Source organism: Streptococcus sanguinis (genome assembly GCF_013343115.1).
Lineage (GTDB): Bacteria > Bacillota > Bacilli > Lactobacillales > Streptococcaceae > Streptococcus > Streptococcus sanguinis_H.
In genome coordinates this window covers 138,555-156,032 of sequence record NZ_CP054570.1, presented here as the reverse complement: position 1 = coordinate 156,032, position 17,478 = coordinate 138,555, and the positions used below count along the sequence as shown (strand labels likewise).

17 protein-coding genes are annotated in these 17,478 nt (G+C 44.5%); 1 reads left to right on the top strand and 16 read right to left on the bottom strand.

All coding sequences use genetic code 11. The features are described from left to right. Positions 1-239 precede the first annotated feature (239 nt). From dnaJ to FOC72_RS00700, 16 genes are all read right to left on the bottom strand, one after another. The gene (dnaJ, locus tag FOC72_RS00775; RefSeq protein ID WP_002893708.1) at positions 240-1,373 is read right to left on the bottom strand and encodes a molecular chaperone DnaJ; all 1,134 of its coding nucleotides are present in this window, start codon (positions 1,371-1,373) and stop codon (positions 240-242) included. A gap of 198 nt (positions 1,374-1,571) precedes the next feature. Beyond that, positions 1,572-2,204: a DJ-1/PfpI family protein gene (locus FOC72_RS00770; protein WP_002893709.1), complete on the bottom strand. Its 633-nt coding sequence runs from the start codon at positions 2,202-2,204 to the stop codon at positions 1,572-1,574. Between the two features lie 226 nt (positions 2,205-2,430). Further along, entirely contained in the window at positions 2,431-4,260 is a 1,830-nt protein-coding gene (gene dnaK, locus FOC72_RS00765; RefSeq protein ID WP_002893712.1) for a molecular chaperone DnaK, read from the bottom strand. A gap of 37 nt (positions 4,261-4,297) precedes the next feature. Beyond that, on the bottom strand, positions 4,298-4,561 hold the full coding sequence (locus FOC72_RS00760; RefSeq protein ID WP_002893714.1) for a hypothetical protein: 264 nt from the start codon (positions 4,559-4,561) through the stop codon (positions 4,298-4,300). A 15-nt stretch (positions 4,562-4,576) separates the two neighbouring features. Further along, positions 4,577-5,113 carry a nucleotide exchange factor GrpE gene (grpE, locus tag FOC72_RS00755; RefSeq protein WP_002893715.1) on the bottom strand — a complete coding sequence of 179 codons (537 nt, stop codon included), beginning with the start codon at positions 5,111-5,113 and terminating at the stop codon, positions 4,577-4,579. A 35-nt stretch (positions 5,114-5,148) separates the two neighbouring features. After that, entirely contained in the window at positions 5,149-6,183 is a 1,035-nt protein-coding gene (gene hrcA / locus FOC72_RS00750) for a heat-inducible transcriptional repressor HrcA (RefSeq protein WP_011837494.1), read from the bottom strand. A gap of 163 nt (positions 6,184-6,346) precedes the next feature. Further along, complete coding sequence (locus FOC72_RS00745; protein ID WP_002893718.1) at positions 6,347-7,075, bottom strand: ABC transporter permease; 729 nt, start codon at positions 7,073-7,075, stop codon at positions 6,347-6,349. Next, positions 7,068-7,907 (bottom strand): ABC transporter ATP-binding protein, encoded by an 840-nt coding sequence (locus tag FOC72_RS00740; RefSeq protein ID WP_032913976.1) that lies wholly within the window; start codon positions 7,905-7,907, stop codon positions 7,068-7,070. Before FOC72_RS00740 ends, FOC72_RS00745 begins: the two co-directional genes overlap by 8 nt. Positions 7,908-7,948: 41 nt before the next feature. Further along, positions 7,949-8,521 (bottom strand): DUF2812 domain-containing protein, encoded by a 573-nt coding sequence (locus tag FOC72_RS00735; protein WP_002893721.1) that lies wholly within the window; start codon positions 8,519-8,521, stop codon positions 7,949-7,951. Continuing rightward, positions 8,521-8,844: a PadR family transcriptional regulator gene (locus FOC72_RS00730; protein ID WP_002893722.1), complete on the bottom strand. Its 324-nt coding sequence runs from the start codon at positions 8,842-8,844 to the stop codon at positions 8,521-8,523. Before FOC72_RS00730 ends, FOC72_RS00735 begins: the two co-directional genes overlap by 1 nt. Positions 8,845-9,059: 215 nt before the next feature. After that, positions 9,060-9,848 carry a M15 family metallopeptidase gene (locus FOC72_RS00725; protein ID WP_002893723.1) on the bottom strand — a complete coding sequence of 263 codons (789 nt, stop codon included), beginning with the start codon at positions 9,846-9,848 and terminating at the stop codon, positions 9,060-9,062. Next, entirely contained in the window at positions 9,835-10,533 is a 699-nt protein-coding gene (locus FOC72_RS00720; protein WP_002893724.1) for a histidine phosphatase family protein, read from the bottom strand. The genes FOC72_RS00725 and FOC72_RS00720 overlap by 14 nt, the downstream gene beginning before the upstream one ends. A 99-nt stretch (positions 10,534-10,632) precedes the next feature. Next, on the bottom strand, positions 10,633-11,334 hold the full coding sequence (locus FOC72_RS00715) for a histidine phosphatase family protein (RefSeq protein ID WP_002893725.1): 702 nt from the start codon (positions 11,332-11,334) through the stop codon (positions 10,633-10,635). Positions 11,335-11,470: 136 nt separating this feature from the next. Further along, a complete protein-coding gene (locus tag FOC72_RS00710) occupies positions 11,471-12,367 on the bottom strand; it encodes a hypothetical protein (protein WP_002893726.1) in 897 nt (298 codons plus the stop codon). Positions 12,368-12,499: 132 nt separating this feature from the next. Beyond that, positions 12,500-13,837: a PFL family protein gene (locus FOC72_RS00705; protein ID WP_002893728.1), complete on the bottom strand. Its 1,338-nt coding sequence runs from the start codon at positions 13,835-13,837 to the stop codon at positions 12,500-12,502. 10 nt (positions 13,838-13,847) lie between these two features. Further along, positions 13,848-14,114, bottom strand: coding sequence for an ACT domain-containing protein (locus FOC72_RS00700; RefSeq protein WP_002893729.1), 267 nt, complete (start codon positions 14,112-14,114; stop codon positions 13,848-13,850). 253 nt (positions 14,115-14,367) lie between these two features. Between FOC72_RS00700 and FOC72_RS00695 the strand changes: the two genes are divergently transcribed. Next, entirely contained in the window at positions 14,368-17,475 is a 3,108-nt protein-coding gene (locus FOC72_RS00695) for an LPXTG-anchored zinc carboxypeptidase (RefSeq protein ID WP_002893730.1), read from the top strand. Positions 17,476-17,478 lie beyond the last annotated feature (3 nt).

Genomic DNA, 17,478 nt, shown 5'->3' with positions numbered 1-17,478 from the left:
ATGCGTTTTATACATATAGTATTATCATATATCTTTTAGGAAATTTTTACAATAGATTTTACTTAAAAAAACAATTAATTTTTGTAAAAGTAAATAGAGAAAATCTCTTTACGCTTTTTATTGTGAATTTCTTTTAATTAAAAGGCTGATTAGAGCTGCTCTCTTACTTGACTACATTTGCCAAATGTCCTTCTAGAAAACATAAAAAGAACAGCATTAGGCTGCTCCTTTTTATATGATTACAAATCTTCCAAGGCATCTTTCATTTTGTCGAAGAAGCCTTTTTTCTTAGGATTGACCGAGATATTGCCAGCTTCCGCAAATTCTTTGAGGGCCGCTTTTTGACGGTCGTTGAGGCCAGTCGGTGTCACAACATTGACAGTAACATACTGGTCACCCATGCTTCCACCACGCAGACTCGGTGCTCCCTTGCCACGCAGACGGAAACGCTTGCCAGTCTGTGTTCCTTCTGGGATATTCAGCTCCACATCCCCGTGAACAGTTGGAATATCCACACTGTCACCAAGAGCTGCTTGGACAAAGTTGAGATTGAGCTTGTAGTAAATGGTAGAGCCATCTCGCTCAAACTTGTCACTCGGCTCAACTTGGACCACAACATAAAGATCACCATAAGGGCCGCCATTAAAGCCTGCTTCACCTTGACCAGACAGACGGACCTGCTGACCAGTTTCCACACCAGCTGGGATTTTCACCTTAACGCTGTGAGCCTGTTTTTCATGACCCGTTCCGTGACAGGTTTCACAAGGACTTTTGATTTCTTTTCCTCGGCCATGACAGACATCACAGGTCACTTGGCGACGCATCATGCCAAGCGGTGTCTGGGTATCAACATTGATGACACCTGAGCCATGACAGCGGCCACAGGTAACAGGACTAGTCCCTGGCTTGGCACCAGACCCAGCACAGGTATGACAGGTCGCTTCACGGTTATACTTGATTTCCTTCTCAGCTCCGAAAATGGCTTCTTCAAAGCGGAGATTTACACGATACTGGAGATCGTCCCCTTGGCGCGGAGCATTAGGATTACGCGAAGCACCTCCACCGAAGAAGCTAGAGAAGATGTCTTCGAAGCCGCCAAAACCGGAGCCATCAAAGCCACCGAAGCCACCTGCACCACCGCCAAAGCCACCATTAGCTCCCGCTGCACCGTATTGATCATAGGCTGCCCGCTTTTGCTCGTCGCTCAGCGTCTCATAAGCCTCTTGGACTTCTTTATATTTATCCTCCGCCCCAGCTTCCTTATTAATGTCGGGGTGGTATTTTTTAGATAATTTCCGATAGGCTCTCTTGATCTCATCCTGAGAAGCATTCTTAGAGACACCTAGACGGTCATAATATTCTGTATTGTTCATATAAGATACCAAGACCGTAAAATTCGACTGAAAAATAGGAAATCAGGCGACGGAGCGATGCTCCTAGACAGATTTCTCTTTTTTCCGAGAATTTAGGTCGGGTTCAGTTCCTTTCTTTTATATTGAGTCAGAATTTTTGGAACCCGTGTTCAGTTGCGAACACCCATGTTCCTTTCTTTAAATTTTAGAAAATATTGATTAGAGGGTATTTTCAAATTCATGCTTCATCTCAGCAAACTCTTCATCGGATAAAGTGAATATCAAGTCCTCTTCCGAATACTGATTCTGTTCTTTAAAATAGTTGTCAGCATTATCTACCAAATCTAGACTAAGAAGCACTTTTCTTGCAAACGCTTGATGTGCAAAGCCAACAGCTGTAATGATGTTTTTATCTTGTAGAACAGCTTGAGCTTTGAAATTCTCACGTGGAAGAAATTCAAAATAGTCAAAGAAGTTTTGCCAAATCCCACCAGTAAATTTATTATCCTTCAATAAACCTGCTTTCGCCAATAAAATGGGAGCTGATGAAATAGCTGCAATCAAAATCTCTTGCTGCTTCAAACTTCTTAGGAAAGAAATCAATTTTTCATCATGCAAAGCAGGGGCAATATTTATCATCCCTGGCAAAATGACACAAGAATAGTCTTCGATAACTACTTCATCCAGTGTTCCAGTAGGTTGACAGGGAAGTCCATCTTCCGATCTTATAACATTTCTATCTGTACCAACATAATCAACCTCAACACCAAAAGATAGAGCTAAAGTACTGGTCAGACCAACTACTTCATAAAGTGAAAAATTAGGATAAATTAAACAGAGCACTTTCTTCATAAGCGTCACCCTCTAGTTTACCGAAAAACAGAGGCTGGGTTGCAACCTCTGGATTTCTTCCTATCATTACGACGTGAAATTTTCAAAACAATTTTTTTTGAAAAATTTTTGACGCGGTAGCTGATTGGATTTTAGGTTCGTCTTTCAGACTCCCAAAAATCCTAATCATCCTCGCGGGGGTTCGACTACGAACTAAAAACTTTCAATTTTAGTTCTGTCTCACCGCCTATTTCTCAGTAAACTCTCCGTCTACGACATCATCGTCTGCTTTAGTTGAGCCCGTGTTTTCAGCTCCTTCTGCTCCTGCTTGGGCTTGTTGAGCCGCAGCAGCTTGTTCATAGAGTTTCACTGCCAGTGCTTGAGCTTTTTCGTTGAGAGCTTCCAATTTCACTTTCATGTCGTCCAAGTTATTGTCTTCTTGCGCTTTCTTAAGTTCATCAAGAGCAGCTTGGGTAGCGTCACGCTCTGCGTCGAAGCCTTTGCCTTCTGTTTCCTTAATAGTCTTTTCAGTCGCAAAGATAGCTTGGTCAACTTCGTTACGAAGGTCAACTTCTTCTTTACGTTTCTTATCTGCTTCAGCATTTGCTTCCGCATCCTTCATCATACGGTCGATTTCTTCGTCAGTCAGGCCGCTGTTAGATTGGATAACAATGTGTTGTTCTTTTTGAGTTCCAAGGTCTTTAGCCTTAACAGATACGATACCGTTCTTATCGATGTCAAAGGTTACTTCGATTTGAGGGATTCCACGAGGAGCTGCTGGGATATCTGTCAATTGGAAACGTCCAAGAGTCTTGTTGTCTGCTGCCATTGGGCGTTCACCTTGAAGAACATGGATATCAACGGCTGGTTGGTTGTCCGCTGCTGTAGAGAAGACTTGTGATTTAGAAGTTGGAATTGTTGTGTTGCGGTCAATCAGCTTAGTGAAGACGCCACCCATTGTTTCGATACCAAGTGACAATGGTGTTACGTCAAGAAGGACAACGTCTTTGACATCACCAGTGATGACACCACCTTGGATAGCAGCACCCATAGCAACTACTTCATCAGGGTTCACTGATTTGTTTGGCTCTTTACCAGTTTCAGCCTTAACAGCTTCCACAACTGCAGGAATACGAGTTGAACCACCAACCAAGATTACTTCGTTGATTTCTGACAAGCTCAAACCTGCGTCAGAAAGAGCACGGCGAACTGGTTCTTTAGTGCGCTCTACCAAGTCACGAGTCAAATCGTCGAATTTAGCACGAGTCAGAGTCATTTCCAAGTGGAGAGGTCCAGCGTCACCAGCTGTGATAAACGGCAAGCTGATTTGAGTAGAAGTTACACCTGAAAGATCTTTCTTAGCCTTTTCAGCTGCATCTTTCAAACGTTGAAGCGCCATCTTATCATTTGACAAGTCGATGCCGTTCTCTTTCTTGAACTCAGCCACCATGTGGTCGATAATCTTTTGGTCAAAGTCATCACCACCGAGTTTGTTGTCACCAGCAGTTGCCAGTACATCAAAGACGCCATCACCCAACTCAAGGATTGAAACGTCAAAGGTACCACCACCCAAGTCAAAGACCAAGATCTTTTCTTCTTTATCTTGTTTGTCAAGACCGTAAGCAAGGGCTGCTGCAGTTGGTTCGTTGACGATACGTTCTACTTCAAGACCAGCGATTTTACCAGCATCTTTAGTCGCTTGACGTTGCGCATCGTTAAAGTAAGCTGGTACTGTGATAACTGCTTTGCTTACTTTTTCACCAAGGTACTCTTCTGCATAGCCTTTCAAGTATTGCAGAATCATAGCTGAGATTTCTTGCGGAGTGTATTCTTTACCGTTAGCAGCTACTTTTTCAGATGTTCCCATTTTTGATTTGATGGAAATGATTGTATCTGGATTTGTTACTGCTTGACGTTTTGCCGCATCACCAACGATGATTTCACCATTTTTGAATGACACTACAGATGGTGTTGTGCGATTTCCTTCTGGGTTTGCAATGATTTTGCTTTCAGTTCCTTCAAGAACTGCAACTGCTGAGTTTGTTGTACCTAAGTCAATACCGATAATTTTAGACATATTTTTACCTCTCTTATTTTTAACTATATTTACTATACTATGGTTTCCAATGACGGAATGAGTCTGGGAAATCTGGATTTCCTTCCTCATATTCATAATCAGATGGAACTCCAACTTCATCTAACTTTTCAGAAATATTATTTGCGTTAAAATCAATTCCTAACGTTTCTAAGACTTCATCTCCGTGTTCTCTTCTAAAGCTGTCCCAATCAATAAAATTTCCATACACGAAATCATCATTTCCTACGTTAGTATTAACGTATTCAGCAACAATTTCTTCCCAATCGTTAAAATTAAACATGATATCTTACTCTTTCTAATTATAAACTACTACCATAGCCGGTCTAAGGATACGGTCATGAAGTTTGTAGCCTTTTTGGAAGACCTGCGCGATAGTGTCAGCTGGGTGCTCATCGTCAGCTGGAACTGTTTGAATGGCCATGTGATAGTTATGGTCAAAAGCTCCGTCAGCTGGGATTTCTTCGATACCCTCTTCTTTGAGAGCATGAATCAAACTTTCCTGCACCATTTCCAGCCCCTTTTTGACATCATCTGTCAGCCCTTCAACGGCAAGTGCGCGCTCCAGATTATCTATCGAAGGCAAAATAGCTTTTGCCAAGTCCTGACTGCGGTATCTTTGCAGCTGCTGGCGTTCTTCATTTGCTCGGCGCTGGATGTTCTGCATTTCTGCATGAGCGCGGAGATATTTGTTTTCAAAATCTTCTGCCCGCTCATTAGCTAGTTCTAATTCTGATTTTTCAGGGCTTGCTGATTCAGCTTGCTCAGCTGCTTCTACAGCTTCCTCTTTTACTTCTACATCTTCTGGATGTTCTTCTTGTTTATGCTTTGCCACAAGGCACCTCCTTTTTAGGAATATTTATACTATAATTAATGGACTTCGTAGTGATTACTGCTAAGGTAACGATAGAAGTCGGTTAGTTTCATGGTCAGCACGCGGTTGACAACATTCATCTGACTGACCAGTCGTTGGTAGTCAAGATTGACCGGACCGACAACTGCCAGCACTCCAAATCCTCGATAAGGAATCAGGAATTTGCTGGAAATTAGTGTCAAATCAGCCAAACAGCTTTCTCTACTGTCTGCCACGCGCACGCTTTGCATCTGATCTTCAGCCAAACTATCGCGAATTTCAAATGCTACTTTCTGCGGGTCATCAAAAAACTGATAGGCCGTCAGATCTGAGAATTCTAAGAGCTGAACCTTACCAGACAGAATCACATTTTCCTTGAAAATATCACCAAAGATATGCTCAAAGAGCTGGATAACATTGTCCGTCGTGGTGAAATAGCGCTGAATAATCTGCGGAATTTCCGTCCGAATCTTGTAATGGATGTCCAGCACTGTCTGTCCCAAGAACCGCTCCCTTACTAGGCCTTTAAGCCTATCCAGGTCTTCTTTTAAGAAGTTACGCGGAATCATAAACTGACTGGTAATGGTATTGGACTCATCCAAGGTGAAGACCGCCAGAGCCGTGTGCTGACTGAGCACAACGATGTCAAAAGCTGTCAAACGCTGCCGACTGGGTTCTACATCCAGTGCAACAACCGTGCATCCACTGAGCTTGGTCAAAAGGTCTGCTGCCTGTTGAAGAATGTCCTCCAAGTTGAAAAACTCATGGTCAAAGGCTTTGATAACCTCATAAAGTTCATTCTCAGCGAGACGATCAAAGGACAGAGAATGCTTGACAAAGTACTGAAAACCAGCCACGCTAGGCTTACGGCCGCTGGACGTATGCGCCTTTTCCAGAAGCCCCTGCTTTTCCAAAGCTGCCATATCGTTTCGGATGGTGGCACTACTGGAATTGATAGAATCCTGCAGGGCTTTGGAGCCGACCGGCTCGTGAGTCTTGGTAAAGATATCAATAATCAAATTCAAAATCTCATTTTGACGCTCCGTGACCACGGCATCACCTCCAATCAAGATTCTGCTGTCAATTAGCACTCAACCACCTCGAGTGCTAACTCATGATTCTATTATACACTCTTCTACTCCAAAGTCAAGACAAAAACTCAAAAAATTAGCACTCTTTTTTCAAGAGTGCTAAAAATCAGTCTAGCGACCTAGATTAGTCGTCCAAGATTTGCAAACGGCGCATCAAATAGAAAGAAATTCCTGCAAAAAGAAGCAACCAAACTAGCAGAGCCAAAAATTCTCCGCTCCATAAATGGAAATGAGACCAATCTCTCATATAGCTAGTAAATAAGCCCATAAAACTATAACGCAGTACCTTAAATAAATCCTCGCTCATATTTGAAAACATAGGAATAAATGCCGCCAAGAGCATGGCTGGAACACTAAGGGATTGTGCCATGACCTGATTTTTACAAAACAGACCAACCATTAAAAAGAAGAAAATTAAGACCAGCATGGTCAATAAGAGAACCAAACTATAACTGAACAGATGATTAGAAAGCTTGGCTCCTACCAAAAGTGGGGTAATGACGATATAAAAAATCCCAATAATCGCAGGCCAGATTAAAGCGGAGAGAATATATTGCCCCGCTGTCACACCAGCCAAGCGCAAACTTTGCAAATTATGTTTTTCTCTTTCCTCAGCTAGGATGATGATGATAGGTGTCCCAACAGACATGGCTAGAGAGAAAGGCAGAGAGATCGTAAGCAACATAATAGCTAGTTTATCCGCTCCAATTTCCTTACCTGCTCCATTCAAAGAAAAAATAAATTTATAGAGAAAAATGAGAAAAATCGGCATGAAAACCTGCAACAGAATACTTTTATTAGCTAGCGTCACTTGACCTCTCAGCCAAATCATACCTTTTAATTTATTAGACATTTAAGGTACCTCCTGTCAAAGTGATGAAAACATCTTCTAAAGTTGGTTCGCAGGAATGAATACTGATAACATTGGACAAATCCAAGCCTCCTTGCAGTTCATCAAAGGTAACTGTCTTCGTCGTCAAATCTTCATATTCTAAACGAACCTTCTTATCTGTATTATACTTTTGGATTATCTCATGCGGACTGCCTACTTCGACTAGTTTTCCTTTACTTAGCAAGGCCAAGCGATCACACAAGAGGGTAGCTTCCTGCATGTCATGGGTCGTCAGAAAAATAGTTGTCCCCTGCGTTTTTAGTTCCAGCAGTAGTTCATGAATGGTGCGAGAGGTTGACGGATCCAAACCACTGGTTGGCTCATCCAAGAAGAGCAGTTTAGGTCGGTTAATCAAGGCACGGACCAGTAGCATGCGCTGTTTCATACCCGTAGATAGTTTTTCAGCCACCTTGTTGCGACTATCATAAAGTCCCACTTTTCGGAGAAGTTCATCGACTTCTGTCATATTAACACCAAAGAGCATAGCATAAGCCTTGAGATTTTTATAAAGTGACATCTTTTCATAAAAACCACTGCTATCGCTGACAATACCAATCTGCTCCAGGACTTCTGCCTTTAAATCCTCAACCGGAGCAGACAGCACATGAGCTGTTCCAGAATCTGCAGACAACTGACCAGTCAAAATATTGATAGTCGTCGTTTTACCAGATCCAGACGGTCCTAGGAAGCCAAAAATCTCTCCCTCTCGGATGGAAAAATCGATTCCTGCCAAGGCTTCTTGTTCCTTGAATTTCTTTTTCAAGCCTTGCACTTCAATAATGGTCTTTTTCATTGTTTTCCTCGCTTTCACAACAGTATTTAACAAAACTGCAATCAGTCTTTCAGTTCCTGCCTCATTTTCCAAAAACGCAAGGCAATATGGACCAGTTGGCAGAACAGGATGAGCAATATGACACAGTCTATTGCTAAGATTGATTTGAATAATAGACTTGCTTTCAAACTTTTCTGGGAAATATCTAGAATGAGATAGGTAGTGACACACAAAACCATGATGGCTGGTAAAAACCGCCATACAAGTAAACGCTTGACCATTTCTAGCTTAGACCATGCGTCATTATAGATTTCAAAATCGCTGTCTGCATCAATCTGAGAAACCGGTTTGCGGAAATAAGAGAACTGATTAAAGTTTGTAATATGCTTCCAGCCACAATCCTCAAACAGTTGATAATAGGATTCTTGCTCCGCCTTCTTCATGGGGCGAAAATCCAATTGATAGGCCACTTCCTGAGGCGGACATGCTTCAAAAGTATAACGAACTGCAACAAGAAAGGGAGAATAACTTACTTTCTTCAATTTCCAGCCCTGGATGTGCATTTTTTTAAAATAAGCTGCTTCTCTGTCATAGTCTGCAATGGTAAAGATTTTATAGACAATTCTCTTTTCCATCAAACTTCCTCCTTACTATTGCGGTAAAGGCGCTTAATCCGCTGGATTTCCAACTCTAAAATCTGCTTCCCAAGCTCCGTGATAGAATAGAGTTTTCTCTTTTCTTCCTCACGAACAAAGGCAATCAGACCATCTTTTTCCATCTTTGCCAAGGTTCCGTACATGGTTCCAGGGCTGATAGATAGCTGTCCCTCTGTCAGCTCCTTGACTTTTTGAGTAATACTGTAGCCATGCCTTTCTTTCTGAAGACAGAAGAGGATATAAAAACCTGTCTCTGTCATTGGCACATAGACTCTCCTAAGCTTTTCTGTCAATCCACTCATCTTCTCAACTCACTTTCACCTCGATATATCGAACCTTGATATAAAAAATTATATCGCAGTTCGATATAGTTGTCAAGGATTTATAAATATTTTTTACAGAAAGTGGTTCGTTTTTGTATCTCTATGTTTGTTGCTAAAGCTGCTTTAATCAGAAGTTAAAAGGATTAGAAATCTAAATCGGCATAAAAAAAGCCAGGAACACCTGACTTAGTTTTTTATTTCCCCGCTGCCTTGAGTAGGGCGATATATTCTTCCAGAACCAGATTATGCTTCTGCATATACTGGGCATTCTCCACACCGACATAGCGGTAATGCCAGTTCTCAAAGTCAACTCCAGTAATGTCGCTCTTGCCATCTGGATAGCGAAGGACAAAGCCATACTGCGGAGCTAGTTGGGCAATCTTAGCTGCCAATTCATCCTCCTGGCCTTCTGGAGCGCTCATATCAATAGCCAAGCCCGTTTGATGCTCGCTGGCTCCTGGAAGCTGCACCTGCTTCAGCACGATGCTGACTGCTTCTTCATTTGACAAGCCTTTGGCAACTTCCCCAGCAACTTTTTCGTTATAGAGTTCCTCCTGCTCAGCTCGGCTGCGATAGCCAGAGATTAAAGTTTCTTCAGGAGCTATCGCCTGGGCTGCTGCTAGGAATTGCCGAGTATTTTCAGCAATGCGGCTGTCCACCTGGACCTCTCCAATCTGAGTCAGATCAGGTGTTTTTTCTTCTTGCTGGTTGTCACGATTGACCAAAATCAAATTCCAGTCAGTAGAAGACACCTTGGGCAAATCAGACTGTGAACTCTCTGAGCTAGAAGAGCCCTTCGTAGCAGAACTACTAGACGAACCCGAAAACTGAATCTTTGCAAGCAGATCTTGTAACAAGGACGGACGGAAATAAATCGCCGTTCCTCCAGCTGCCAGACACAAGACGATTAACAACAAAAGTGTCAACCCAATCTTCTTAGACTTCGATTTTCTCTTTTCTTTGCGATGTTTAGCGCGCTTCAACTTCTTCCTCCATTACTTTGGCACCGGCCTCTCGATAAGACATGTCTCCGACGCAAGCTACTGTGAATTTACCGTCTTCATAGTCTACAACCGTCACACTACCATTGTCCAAACCATGAGGCCGAGTTCGATTGATTAGATAGACAAAGGTTCCGATGGTCATGCCGTGGCTGACGACCAGAGCATTGCCACCACCAGCAGCTTCCAGCTCCTCAGCTATGGCTGAAAAGCCTTCCCAGATTCGGCCGCTGAGCTTTTCCCAGTTTTCCGCCCAGCCAGCTGTATCGACTTCTACAAGACCTTCTGCCAACTCAGCATAGCTAAGCTGATGAACATGCTCAATATTGAAAACCCGGGGCATCACACCCATAAAGAGTTCTCCATCATAGCCACCATCAAAACTGCCAAAGCACCATTCGCGAATCCGCTTATCAAAGGTATAAGGAATCTGATCTGTCAGACCCAGCTCCTCCAGAATAATGCCCATGGTCTGAATAGTTCGGCCGCTGTCGCTGGAACGGGCCAATTTGAAATCAAGTCCAGCTTCTCTCAGGCCAATGCCCAACTCATGAATACCACGTTCCCCGACTTCAGTCAATGGGGTATCAGACCAGCCTTGAGCCCGGCCGATAGTATTAAACATGGTTTTGCCATGACGAACCAAGTATAATCTTGTTTTTGCCATTTCATTTCCTCCGTTGTTCTTTTCATATTATACCATTTTATGAAGAAATTGGCGCCATCTGGCTTTCAAAGCAAAAAGCAGGAGTTTCAAAACTCCTACTCATTCTTGATTTTCTCGGTCTAATATGGCTGCGCCGACCTGACGGTAAGACACATCACCCAGAGCTTGAATGCTAAAGCGGCTATTTTCATACTCCAGCACTGTGACACTGCCATTATCGACATTAGGATTTTTCGTGATATTCTCATCAACCAGATAAGCCAAGGTACCAATGGTCATACTGTGGCTGACGACCAGAACATTGCCACCGCCTGAGGACTCCACCTCTCTAGCAATGGCTTCAAACCCTTCTAAAATCCGACCGCTAAGCTTGTCCCAAGGCTCAGCCCAGCCAGCTGTATCCACTTCTACCAGACCATTCGCCAAATCGGGCCAACTGAGTTCTTTGTAATTATCCGTCTTAAGAACTCGTGGGATAACACCATGAAAGAGCTCACCACCATAAGCACCATCAAAACTGCCAAAGCACCACTCCCTGATGCGCTTGTCATAGCGATAGGGAATCTGGCCAGTCAGGCCCAGCTCCTCTAGGATAATCCCCATGGTCTGAATGGTCCGGCCGCTATCACTGGAAAAAGCCTTGACAAAAGGCAAACCCGACTCTCGCAATCCGATACCCAGCTCACGAATACCGCGCTCCCCTTTAGCAGTCAGCGGGGTATCAGACCAACCTTGAGCCCGGCCGATAGTATTGAACATGGTCTTGCCATGACGGATAACATAGAGTCTTGTTTTTGACATAGTTTACCTCTTTTATTTTTGTTTGTTATAGTATATTTTGAAAAAGGCCTTCGAATTCTTTAGGATAAAGAAGAGGGAGAACTCAGTTCTCCGCTATGATAGACAGCGGCTCGCTGTGAAGTTAGCATCTAATCAACTATAGAGACTTAATATGAACTTTGACGGCACTGACACATCCAAGAACAATGAACAGATAATGGAGCCAATAATTAATGCCAAACTGTCCGGATAAAGCGGCTTTATTAATAGCGATAACGGCTTGCAAAATATTGCCTTCCCCTTGGTAAAAAGAATTGGCATAACCGATTTGAACAGCTAAAAAGCTCATCGCTAAAGTAAAAAAGAAACTCACTACAATTCCCAAAACAGAAATACCTTTGACAAATTTTTCATAGCAAGCAATGCTAAATAGCAGTGTAAAACCTGATATGAAGCCCATGGCCAAGGATGCACCTGTCAAAAAGAAGACAAGACATGCACCAAGTAAGCTCGTCAAGAATGCTCCGAGAACACCCAGAAAATAATGTATTTTCTGCGGATTTTGATGAGGAAGGGAGCGCTTTGTCGCCTTATCCAGCGAGATGGAAACCATCCGCTCATAGCTAGATGGCGTGAGAAAGAGCCAATCTCCTTTGAACGGATATAGGTCGACCTCTCCGGTTTCACCGGTTTTCTCACAGGCGCTAACCAGCCCTTGCTCCTTAAAGTAGCGGGTGCAGTCTTCGATAGCCTCCTCCAAAATATCCGGCAGCAGATCTCGATCCTGATCAGCCAAAATCTGACAAGCCAGACAATAGCCTGCTCTCTCAAAATCAATCAAAACCTCAGAATCGTTAATCAACGCTTCCAAGGTATCTCGACCGATATAGCCCTGCTCACATTTGACTGAAAAGAAAATCGCAAATTCGTCGCCATCTGTTATGGTCTCTAGATAAAAAGCATAATCCCTTCTACGGCCATATATAATGCCGCTCTCCTTATCAAAATCCAAACCTAAATCAAGGGCCAGCTCAGCTAGCTCTCTTTTATTCATAACCTAAACAATCTCCTTATAATCCCCTATATTTCAAGCATCCAGCTAGATTCAATCCCGCAAACTCCTACACGGAAACTGAATAGCTGTCCTTTACGATGCTTTCTTAAAAGCTGTTTCAAATCTAGCTTTTTAGTTTTTAAAACTGTGAATGGGTGCTGGAATTTGACCGCCCCGCGCGATAAAGGCGGCTGACGAAGCCTGATTGACCTTCATGACTGGAGCTGTTCCCAAGAGCCCGCCAAATTCAATCATATCGCCTTCCTTGCCTTTCGGAATAATCCGCACAGCTGTCGTCTTTTGATTGATGACGCCAATCGCCGCTTCATCCGCAATCATGGCCGCGATGGTTTCAGCCGGCGTCGCCTCTGGGATGGCAATCATATCCAAACCTACCGAGCAGATAGCCGTCATAGCTTCTAACTTTTCTAGATTGAGCGAGCCATTTTGCACAGCCGCAATCATGCCCTCGTCTTCAGAAACAGGAATGAATGCACCAGATAGTCCGCCCACCTGATTGCAGGCCATGACACCACCTTTTTTGACTTGGTCATTGAGCAGAGCAAGCGCCGCTGTCGTGCCATGAGTACCAACTGTTTCCAAGCCCATTTCTTCCAAGACACGAGCCACTGAATCCCCGACTGCCGGCGTTGGAGCCAGACTCAAGTCAACAATCCCGAACTTGACACCCAGACGCTCGCTAGCCATCTGACCGACCAACTGACCAATACGGGTGATTTTGAAAGCTGTTTTCTTGACCGTTTCAGCGACCACGTCAAAGCTCTCACCACGGACCTTTTCCAAGGCCCGTTTGACAACACCGGGCCCAGAAACACCAACATTGATGACCACATCTGCTTCGCCGACACCGTGAAAGGCGCCTGCCATGAAAGGATTGTCTTCTACCGCATTGGCAAAGACGACCAACTTGGCCGCACCCATATCAGATAACTGAGCGGTTTCCTTGATAATCCGCCCCATATCCGCAACAGCTGTCATATTAATACCAGTTTTGGTTGAGCCGATATTGACAGAGGAGCAGACCTTGTCCGTCTCAGCCAAAGCGCGCGGGATGGAATTAATAAGGATTTCATCGCCTTTTTGATATCCCTTTTGGACCAAGGCCGAGAAGCCACCGATAAAGTCAACACCGATTTCCTTGGCCGCCTTGTCTAAAGCCTTGGCCAGAGGCACGTAGTCTCTGCTGTCTGTCGCTGCCCCAATCAGAGAAATTGGAGTCACTGAGACCCGCTTGTTGACGATAGGAATCCCGAGCTCTGCTGCAATTTCGTTCCCAACTTCCACCATGTCTTTCGCTTTGGTCGTGATTTTTTGGTAAATCTTCTCCGCTGCCCGATCAATATCTGTGTCGATACAGTCCAAAAGTGAAATGCCCATGGTGATGGTCCGAATATCAAAATTCTGCTCCTCAATCATGGCAATGGTTTCTGTTACTTGTCTAATATCCATCCTTCACTCCTTAGATATTGTACATGGCATCAAAAATGGCCGCGCTTTGAATGTTGATTTTGACATTAAGCTCTTGGCCGAAAGCTTCAAACTCATTGCGAAGGGCCGTAAAATCTTGCTTTTCATCGCTGGACACCAAGGCCATCATGGTAAAATATTCCTCCAAAACGGTTTGGGAAATATCGTCAATATTCAGCCCCAGCTCCGCAATCTTAGTAGAAACTCCGGCTACAATCCCTGTTTTATCTTTTCCGACAACGGTAATAATTGCTTTCATGCTTGGCTCCAATCATTTTTAGTTTGTCTCATTGTAGCATAAATTCGAGGATTTTGTATACTATTTCAGAAAATAAAGACAGAAGGTTCGGATATTGCAAAGAGCACTTGGAACTAGGAAGACCCCTATGCTCAGCAATTCATCTGAGAGACTATTTTGGGCAACTTTGTATGTTTTTTCTATTTTTATTTGAAAGCGCTTTCGATATTTGTTATACTAAATATAGAATATTTTACACAAAGGAGATTTCCTAATGAACGATCCATACAAGAAGCGTCTCTATACTCAGGCCTTGAGTTTATCAGCCGCTGTATTGATGGCTGTTTTGACTCAGGGCAAGGCCGCAGCTGACCAGCAGAACAGCACCGACTCACAGACAGCTGCCAATCAGGTAGAGGCTGTTACTCCTGCAACAGAAGCTGCTCAAGCTGCTCCAAATCAAACAGTAGAAAAAGAGCAGGCCCCTGCTCCTGCCGCAGAGAATCCCGCCGTTTCTGCCGCAGGTCAACCAAGAGCAGCTGCTTCTGAAGAAGCTAAGACCCAGCTGGCTGATGGCACCGTTTATATGTCCGAGCCTGCAGAGCTCAAGGAAACAGTTCAGGGACAGGCTTCTCAGGCGGGCAAGCTGACCTGGACTCTGGACAATAAACCGATTGCTGACTGGAAAACCTGGAACATGGACAGCGGCACCTTTACCGGCCAACCCTTTGTCACAATTGAGGAAAAGGCTGACGGAAATGACCTTCATCTGAATCTGCAGTTTAAGGAACTTTTCGGACAAGATCTCAGCCTGCGTTCTCCCAACAATATCCGCCGCACCTATCGAAACTTCATTGGCAGCCATGAACTGGTTGGTACGAGCCAGGACTTGAGCTTGACCATTCGCAAAAATATCGTCTTGCGTCCTTATGAAGACTTTCACAGCCATGAAGAGATGCTGGCATCTATCGAAAAGAGCAGACAGGACGCCAAGACCGATCGCTTGGTACAGATTGAGAACATTGGAAAGAGCGCTCAGGGGCGCGATATCAAGCTGGGTATCATCAGCTCTGACCAAAAGAGCATTGACGACTACCTCAGCACAACTAATCCGCAGGCCTTGACCAAACCAGCAGAAATGCTGGCAGCTCTCAAAAATGGCAACTTAGACTATAAACTGCCTGTGCTCATCAACAATACCCACGCTGATGAACAGCCTGGGATTGATATTATCACAGGGCTATTTAAGACCTTTGCGACCAAAGACCAAGTCAGCTTCAAAACAAGTGCTGCTGATGGCTCCGAAAAGATGGTCACTCTCAACATCCAAGACTTGCTGAAGAAGTTTATCTTCCTCTTTGACTTTACGGAAAACCCTGACGGCGATGTCCTCAACACTCGGGCTCTGGCCAATGGCCTTGACCCTAACCGAGATACTGGCTACCAAGCCAATCCTGAAACCCGTACCGTTGCTGGATTGATTAACAAATGGAACCCAATTGCCCTCTATGATATCCACGGCTTTGTCAAGGAATTCCTGATTGAGCCAGCAACCCCGCCTCACGATCCTAACTTTGAATATGACCTTTTAGCTGATCTCATGCTGGACAATGCCCATCATATGGGACGGGCCGGCGTTGCCAACTCTGGCTACGACAAATACATCATTCCAAAACTGGACTGGGGAGACGGATGGGACGATTCCTTCTCCGGCTACACAGCGGTTTATTCTATGTACCATGGCATCCTGGGACATACCATCGAAATTCCGGAGGGCAATCAAGAGTCCTACAAGGCTGGATATTATGCAGTTTTAGGAGGCCTTGACTATCTGGCTCAGAACCCAGATAAGCTCATGGAGATGCGTCTCAACTTCTACCTGCGCGGAATCAATAAAGTCGAAGATCCTAAGGCAGAAAATGAACTCGTCGGACCAGATGGTCAAGTCGTAGGCCGGATTAAAAAAGGCCAGGAAAAATTCTTCCCAGACTACTATGTCATCCCAATGGGAGTGGACAAGGACAACGATACCCAAGAAGCCTTTAATATGATTGACTATTTCAAGCGCAACGGTGTCCTGGTCAAAGAACTCAAGGAAGACAGCGGCAACTATAAAAAAGGCGATTTGGTTGTCGATATGGCGCAGGCTAAGCGTGGCTATGCCAACCATGTCCTCTACAAAGGCTCAAATGAATCCAAGTGGGCTGCCATGTATGCGGAATTGGTCGTCAATTTCCCTGATATGAAAGGCTTCAAAGCCCAGCCAGTCTTCGGTGACAAGCTCTTTGAAGGCAAGCTAGGCGACGTGACAGCCCTCCGTGCTGCTCGGACCAGTCAGGTTGATCATAAAGCGCCTTATTACGTCATTGCCAATACGTCTGAGAGCGCGGTCAAGGCTGTCAACCAAGCTCTTGCTGAAGGCAAGAAAGTCTACCTGACAGATGACGGCTACATCGTTGATACACCGACCTTTACCAGCCTCCTAGATCGTTATGCTATTTATGGTGATGCCCTTTATAAGATTCCACAGGGACCAACTCTGAAGCCTCTAAAGGTCTACGCACCACCGCATCAATTCTCATGGGCAGGCGTGGACGCTCCAGCACATACTGCCTTAGCTCTGAAAAATATGGGTTTTGAAATCGTTAACAGCCCAGAAGAAGCGGACGTCATCGTCCTTGAAAGCAACAACTATGACAAGTCTCTTGTCGGACTCAAGCCAACCATCGTCGTCGGAGGCTCTGCTATGCAGCGCTTGGAAAAACTAGGTATCCTAGATGGATTTGACGCTGAGCGCTTCAAGAACGGCAGTGACTATGAAGGACTGATGAAAGCCATTATACAAGACCAAGACCCGCTGACCAGCGGCTACAAGAAGGATGGACTTTTTTACTCCAACTCTGGTAACTGGATTGCTAAGATTCCTGCCAACTTTAGGACTCTTGCCAGCATTGCTGGCAGCGACTTCTACATCGCTGGCTGGTGGCCTGGCAATGAACAACTGGCCAACAAAGTCGTAGCTATTGCCGGCACTTATAAAGAACAGCCTCTCTTTGTCTATGCTGGCAATCCGACCAATCGGCTTCACCCTGTTCACTTCTACCGCTGGATCTCCAACGCTATCTTTGGCAGCCAGTTGGCTGAACTGACAGACCTCCCAAGTCCTGCGACACCTGACCCAACCTATCAAGCGCCAAGCCAGACAGTCCTTGACTGGAAGCCTGCTACAGTGAATCCACCAGCTCAAACGGTAGTCCTGACCTACAAGAGCCAGACCCTTCCGCAGACCGGCAGTCAAGAAAAAACTGCTAGCTTTACTCTAGCTGGAATCCTAATCGCAGGAGCAGCTGGACTCTTACTTTTAAAGAAAAAGGAAGACTAATAC